General features: G+C 48.7%; 6 protein-coding genes. 2 read left to right on the top strand and 4 right to left on the bottom strand.

The genetic code is table 11. From position 1 onward, the window contains the following. The 3 genes from ACP5SG_RS08755 to pilM all read right to left on the bottom strand — a co-directional run. The coding region (locus ACP5SG_RS08755) for a hypothetical protein (RefSeq protein WP_428123629.1) at positions 1-187 on the bottom strand (187 nt) is incomplete at its 3' end. After that, on the bottom strand, positions 188-784 hold the full coding sequence (locus tag ACP5SG_RS08760; protein ID WP_237887962.1) for a PilN domain-containing protein: 597 nt from the start codon (positions 782-784) through the stop codon (positions 188-190). A 2-nt stretch (positions 785-786) separates the two neighbouring features. Further along, entirely contained in the window at positions 787-1,869 is a 1,083-nt protein-coding gene (gene pilM / locus ACP5SG_RS08765; RefSeq protein ID WP_424661527.1) for a type IV pilus assembly protein PilM, read from the bottom strand. Between the two features lie 300 nt (positions 1,870-2,169). On the opposite strand from pilM, the gene lepA reads away from it, so the two are divergent. Together lepA and ACP5SG_RS08775 are read left to right on the top strand one after the other, a co-directional pair. Then, the gene (gene lepA / locus ACP5SG_RS08770) at positions 2,170-3,966 is read left to right on the top strand and encodes a translation elongation factor 4 (protein WP_237887958.1); all 1,797 of its coding nucleotides are present in this window, start codon (positions 2,170-2,172) and stop codon (positions 3,964-3,966) included. 6 nt (positions 3,967-3,972) lie between these two features. After that, positions 3,973-4,758 (top strand): prepilin peptidase, encoded by a 786-nt coding sequence (locus ACP5SG_RS08775; RefSeq protein ID WP_237887956.1) that lies wholly within the window; start codon positions 3,973-3,975, stop codon positions 4,756-4,758. 213 nt (positions 4,759-4,971) lie between these two features. Here ACP5SG_RS08775 and ACP5SG_RS08780 read toward each other — a convergent pair whose 3' ends face one another. After that, positions 4,972-7,365, bottom strand: coding sequence for a heavy metal translocating P-type ATPase (locus tag ACP5SG_RS08780; RefSeq protein ID WP_428123637.1), 2,394 nt, complete (start codon positions 7,363-7,365; stop codon positions 4,972-4,974). Between the last annotated feature and the right edge of the window lie 52 nt (positions 7,366-7,417).

A 7,417-nucleotide genomic window follows, 5' to 3' on the forward strand; every position in this document is an offset into this window, starting at 1 on the left:
ATCTGGGGATATCTTCTGACAATCTCGTCAACTCCTGGAGGTCACCGGAGATGATGAAAAACCAAAAAATCGCTATCGGAATCACCCAGGAACCTGCCAGGATCACCAATTTTTGCCATAGTTCCAGGTTTAAAACAAATTGCAGAAACCTCTGAGGTATCTCAAATTTTATCTTGCCTGTTTTCACTTATATTCCCTTCTTATCCTCTTTCCTGCCTTTGTCCTTTTGAAGCATATCTCTTGCCGTCTTGACGCCTAATTGGATCTCAAAATCCATAAGTTTATGGCCTTGATAATCAGCCCGTTTTGTATCTGTAAGGTTGACCGCATAAAACATCGGCACGGTCTCAAGACGTTTCATGAAAAGGGCTACCGTCTGATTGTCCATTGCCACGCCGTTCAATTTCATTATCTGATCATTTAGAAATATCTTTGTCAGCCAAAGCCTGTCTACGGGTATCGACCCAACCATCTTGTCCAAGGCCTCAACATCCCTCGTCCTGTCTTTCTGTAATGCCTCGATCGCGCTGAACTTTTCTTTAACGATCTGTCGCTTCTTTTCCACCTCGACTAATGCCCTATTTACATAGATAAGATGCGCCTTTGCCTCGGTCAATGAATTAAGCTCCTGTCTAAGCGAATTCAGCCGGCCTTGAATGGTTATCCATATCCCACCGAGGATGGTCAAGAGCAGAATAAAGGAAAGTGAAAATATTGATACCTGTTTCCTGACAGACTCTTTTCTGCACCACTCTCTTACAGGTAGCAGATTGATCTTTATCATCTTTATGAATCCCTAAGCGCGAGCCCAAGGGCTATCGCCATTTGAGGCGCTATTGAATATGCATAGTCGATATCTATTGATTTATCAAAAACCACGCCCTGAAACGGATTGAACACCAAGGTCTCAAGGCCGGTAATCTGTGATATCTTGTCTGGCAAACCCTTCATGAGCGAGGCCCCGCCACTTAAATAAATACGTCCAGGCCAATCTTCTTCAGGCGAATTGGAGCAGTGAAAATCTAGTATCTTCTTTATCTCTTGGCCCCATTGATTGCAGATCTCGTCGACTATAAGGGAAAACTGCCTCATAATCCCTTCTTCAGGACCTCCAGCCATCTTGATCTTTTCAGCCTCCTCAAATGAAATCCCACCCGCCTCCTGAAAGGCCTCTGTTATCTGTGCACCGCCCATCGATATGTCTCGCGCAAAAAGCGGTATCCCATGGTTAACTATATTTAAATTTGTCTTGCGGGCGCCTATATCCACTAAACACACCGGACCAGTTACACTGTAAACGCCTTCAAAAGAATTGCTCAAGGCGAATGCATCTATATCAACCACTGCTGGCGTAAGGCCAGCATCCTGCATCAAGGCCGCATAACTGTCGACTATCTCCTTCTTTGCCGCTGTCAGAAATATCTCAGTCCCTTGCTTTCTTGGGATTTCCGCATCGGATGATCTGAGCATGTGGAAATCCATATAGACATCGGTTATCTCAAACGGCACGTAGTTCTCGGCCTCTATATCAAGATTCTCTTCTATCTCTTTTTCATCTGTGTACGGGACACGAACCTTTTTGACGATTACGGAATAGCCCGCGATTGACGTGGCCGCGAGTCTGGATTTTGGTTTGAGGTTGTCCAAAAGGGCCTTCAAGACATCTGTCAGTGCCGCCCTGTCTTCTGCTATGATACCGTCTTTAATTGCACCAATCGGGACAAGTGCACGTCCCATTTTCTTGAGAATGACCTTGTCGCCGCTTGCAACCAATTCGATTATCTTTATGGAATGAGAACCTATATCAACACCAAGCACATGGCTTTTGGTCTTTCTGATTAAACTCAACGGCAATGACGGCAATTTCATAATGACCAGCACTTAGACATGGCGACTGTCTAAATTATTTTTTTATATTTATGTTATTGTCTTTTATTCTAATTCGGCAAATATTTTCTAATCTTTAAAAATTGATGGTCTTGTAAAAAGTCGTTATATACTATAACTAAGCAAAAATCGTCAAATGCAAGACGCGCAGATCCTAAGGAATAAGGCGTACTTCCTGTGCACCGCAGTGACGAAAGCTGTAGCGCAGCACGGCACTCGGCGACTTTCTGCGACGCCATCAAAATTTATCCTTCACCAAATAAAAAGTAAAGGGATGATACCATGACAGATCTTGAATGCATACGTAATTTTTGCATCATAGCACATATAGATCACGGAAAATCCACACTGGCCGACAGGATCCTGGAGATCACCGGCGCAGTAACCTCAAGAGAGATGCGTGAACAATACCTTGACAAGATGGATATTGAAAGAGAAAGGGGCATCACTATAAAATCTCAGACCGTAAGGCTGAATTACAAGGCTGATAACGGCCATCATTATATATTTAATCTTATAGATACACCAGGGCATGTAGATTTTTCCTATGAGGTTTCAAGGAGTCTTGCCGCATGTGAAGGTGCACTAGTGGTTGTTGACGCCACACAGGGCGTGGAGGCACAGACCCTTGCAAATGTCTATCTTGCCCTTGAAAACGACCTGGAGCTCATCCCGGTCCTGAATAAGATAGATCTGCCAAGCGCAGATCCCAAAAAGACAGCAAAAGAGATAGAAGACATCATTGGGCTTAACTCATCCCAGGCCCTTATGGCAAGCGCAAAGACCGGGCTCGGTGTAAAAGAGATACTCGAAGCGATCGCGGCAAGGATCCCGCCGCCGAAGGGTGATCCCAATGCCCCTTTGAGGGCCCTAATCTTCGATTCCTGGTTTGATTCTTATCAAGGCGCGGTGGTGCTCATCAGGGTAGTTGACGGGGTGCTCAGGCGCGGGATGCGCATTCGCATGCTCGCCACAGGTCAAACATACGAGGTAGAAAGGCTAGGGGTATTCACCCCAAACCCAGAGGATGTAGAGACGCTTTCTTCGGGTGAAGTAGGTTTTCTGACCGCGGCCATAAAGCAGGTGAGAGACACCAAGATCGGTGACACTATAACAGAAGATAGGCGCCAGGCGGCTAAACCACTTCCTGGCTTTAAACCTGTAAAGCCCATGGTCTTTTGTGGCCTCTATCCAGTAGACTCGGCTGAATATGATCAACTGAAAGAAGCGGTTGAAAAACTCTGGCTTAACGATCCAGCCTTTTCATACGAGCCGGAGAGCTCAACCGCCCTTGGTTTTGGTTTTAGATGCGGCTTTTTAGGCCTATTGCACATGGAGATAATCAAGGAACGCCTGGAAAGGGAATATGGCCTGCCGATCATAAGCACCGCCCCATCAGTCTCATATGACGTTCATCTCACCAGTGGAGAGGTATTGCACATACACAACCCGGCTGAGATGCCGAGGGCAGACAAGATAGCGTTCATCGCCGAACCTTATGTAAGAATGGAAATATACCTACCAAGGGAATACGTCGGTCCCATTATGTCACTTTGCGATGAAAAGAGGGGTAGGCAGATCGACATACGCTACATCACGGAAAGCAGGGTTGTACTCAAGTATGAATTGCCGTTTAACGAAATAGTACTTGATTTCTACGACCGTTTAAAATCAATCACAAGGGGCTATGCCTCTATAGACTATGAACCTATAGATTATAGGCAGGCAAAACTCATAAAGATGGACATACTAATTAACAAACAGCCGGTAGATGCCCTTTCTATTATAACGCATCAAGATAAAGCCTACTACCGAGGAAGAGATATTGTTGAAAGACTTAAAAAAGAAATACCAAGACAACTTTTTGAGGTTGTAATTCAGGCCGCAATAGGTAATAAGATCATAGCCAAAGAACGTATAGCACCACTTAGAAAAGATGTTACAGCTAAGTGTTATGGAGGTGATATAACACGAAAAAGAAAACTTCTTGAAAAACAAAAGGAGGGTAAAAAACGTATGAAACAGGTGGGGCAGGTTGAAATACCACAGGAGGCATTTTTAAATGTGCTAAAGGTATAGAAGATTATGAACCATTTAAATGACATATTGTTGCAAATTTCTATCTTTCTAGTTGGGCTTTGCATAGGAAGTTTTTTAAATGTCTGTATCTGCCGCATTCCGGAAGGGCGATCTGTTGTCAAACCTGGTTCGGCATGTATGAAATGCGGACACAGACTTACCTGGTGGGAAAACATCCCAATTGTGAGTTTCATTATATTGAGGGCAAAGTGCAGCTCATGCGGCGCAAGGATATCATTCCAGTATCCTGTTGTAGAGGCGCTTACAGGCGTGACAATCCTGCTGCTATGGCGAAAATTCAACTTGACCCCGGACTTTTTCATCTATTCATGCTTTGTGGCAACACTGATTATCATCACATTTATTGATCTTGAGCACCAGCTAATACCGGATGTCTTATCGCTGCCGATGATTGCCCTGGGTCTAATCTCATCTTTCTTCTTAGCCGATCTTAAATGGTATGACTCCCTTATCGGCATACTTTTGGGAGGAGGGGTGTTGTATCTGGTGGCCGGGGGCTATTATCTCCTTACGCACAAGGAAGGCATGGGCGGCGGGGACATAAAGCTCCTCGCGATGATAGGGGCGTTTCTGGGCTGGAAGGCCATACCGCTTGTGGTATTTATAAGTGCGGGGCTTGGATCGGTGACAGGGATCGTTCTCATCCTCATGCAAAAGGCCGAGCGACGTACAGCCATACCCTATGGCCCTTTTCTGGCATTGGCAGCTATGATCACCATCTTCTACGGAAACGAACTCACCGCATGGTATCTCAATCTTTCGCAAGGTTAGTGCTGCGGATCAGATATGATAGACCCGTAAAAAGTCAAAATTGGGATGGCTGGAACCCACTGTAAAACGAAAATTCGGCTTCAGACAAGGCGCGAGGAAGACAAAAAACATGTAGAAGGCAGACCCCTGTGTCTACCCTCTCTGTATGTGAGCATTTTTCGCCAACAAGCAACGCAGCATCAAGCCGAAATCCTAAGTTATACAGCGAGTTCATCAGATATCGAGCCTCTTAAGCCGTAAGGCATTGGTAATGACGGACACCGAGCTGAAACTCATGGCCGCGGCTGCGATCATTGGGCTCAGGAGTATGCCAAAAAATGGATAGAGCACACCTGCCGCGACCGGAACGCCGAGGGAGTTGTAAATAAATGCAAAAAACAGATTCTGACGGATATTGCGCATAGTTACACGGCTCAGCCTCCTTGCCTTTACGATACCCATGAGATCGCCTTTTACCAAGGTTATGCCTGCGCTCTCCATCGCGACGTCCGTCCCTGTGCCCATTGCTATCCCGATATGAGCCATAGCAAGAGCCGGGGCGTCGTTTATGCCGTCGCCCGCCATGGCTACAATCCTGCCCTGGTCTTTAAGCCTCTTTATCACCTCATTTTTTTGTTGCGGCAGGACCTCTGCCTCAATCCTGTCTATGCCAAGCCTGCGTCCGACGGCCTCAGCCGTGGTGCGGCTGTCCCCAGTGAGCATGACCAGATCGACCCCGTCCTCACGAAGCGCCCTTACGGCCTCGGCGCTTGTCGCCTTTATCGGGTCGGCCACACCCAAAATCCCGCAAAGACGCCTGTCCACAGCCACAAATATAACTGTCTCACCCTCGGTGCGACGCCTCTCGGCCTCATCAAAAAGCGGCCTCACATCAAGGCCTAACCCTGCCATCATATTCTGATTTCCAAGCGCGACCTCTCTGCCGCCGATCCTGCCGATTATGCCCTTACCAGGAACGGCCTTAAAATCGCCAACATCTGCCGGCTCAAGGCCGCGTTCCATCGCCCCCTTAATAATCGCATCAGCCAGCGGGTGTTCGCTTGAACGCTCAAGCCCGGCGGCCCATCTTAAGACATCATCTGCATCAAAACCCTCCAAGGCCTTTACGCCCATGAGCTTCGGCCTCCCTTCAGTAAGGGTCCCGGTCTTGTCAACAACAAGGGTGTCAACGCGCTCCATGACCTCAAGGGCCTCGGCATTTTTTATAAGGACCCCGGCCTGCGCCCCCCGGCCTGTACCGACCATTATGGACATGGGCGTTGCAAGGCCCAGGGCGCACGGGCAGGCTATAATCAGAACGGCTACGGCGTTCAGGATGGCGTAGGCCATTCGAGGTTCTGGCCCGAAAAGGGCCCAGACCGCAAATGTTATGACAGAAGAGAGTACCACTGCGGGCACAAAATAGCCTGCAACCATATCAGCAACCCGCTGGATAGGGGCGCGGCTCCTCTGGGCCTCACCCACCATCTTTATGATCTGCGCAAGCAGTGTCTCGCTCCCCACCCGCTCCGCCTCGACAAGGAGGGTACCGGTGGTGTTGATGGTCGCGCCTATCACCCTGTCCCCGGCCCCTTTTTCAACCGGCATGGGCTCACCTGTAATCATGGACTCATCCACATGGCTTGCGCCCTCAACAACCCTTGCATCCACAGGTATCTTTTCGCCAGGCCTCACCCTCAGGCGGTCTCCGATTCTGACTGCATCAAGGGACACATCTTCTTCAGAACCGTCAGGGCGCACCAGTCTTGCCGTCTTGGGAGAAAGCCCCAGAAGCGCCCTTATCGCACCGCTTGCGCCCTTTCTGGCCCTGATCTCAAGCACCTGGCCGAGAAGGACAAGCGTCGTTATGACACCAGCTGCCTCAAAATATACAGGGACCTGGCCGCCTTCCGTGCGGAATGATGGAGGGAAAATATCCGGAACCAGGGTTGCGACAAGGCTGTAAATCCATGCGGTACCGACCCCGATCCCGATAAGGGTAAACATGTTCAGGTTGCGGCTTGCTACAGACTGAAAGGCCCTCTCCAGAATGGGCCAGCCGCACCAAAAGACGACCGGCGTTGAAAGGATGAGCTCGACCCACGGACTTAAGGCCATGGGCAGAAACCCGCCCAAAGACATGCCGTGACCCATATGGGACATGGCTATTACAAACAGGGGCGCAGTAAAGACCAGTGCAAGCCAGAAACGCCTGGTCATGTCTTTTAATTCCGAATCATCTTCCTCCTCAAGGCTGAAGGTCTCCGGTTCAAGGGCCATGCCGCACTTCGGGCATATCCCCGGCCCTGTCTGTCTCACCTCGGGGTGCATGGGGCAGGTATAGATAGCGCCAGGCGACGCCTCTTCCATCCCCTCGTTTTTGCGGGAAGGATTGAGATATCTGCCGGGGTCTCTGGCGAATTTGCCCTCGCAGCCCTTGCTGCAAAAATAATAGGTCTTTTGGTCATAGATGTATTTAAATGGTGTTTTACCGGGATCCACCGTCATACCACAGACAGGATCTATAGCAGCTGAAACAGCAGGCCCCTTCATGGCCATTGGACTCTGAAGCCTGCCAGACCCACAATGGGGACAGGCATCTATTTTTATGCCTTTCAATTCATCCATGGCTCAATTCTCCTTAATTTTATTGTTATTTACTCAACCAACGGCTCGACGC

The sequence above is a fragment of the Dissulfurimicrobium sp. genome (assembly GCF_049968175.1).
Taxonomy (GTDB): domain Bacteria; phylum Desulfobacterota; class Dissulfuribacteria; order Dissulfuribacterales; family Sh68; genus Dissulfurimicrobium; species Dissulfurimicrobium hydrothermale.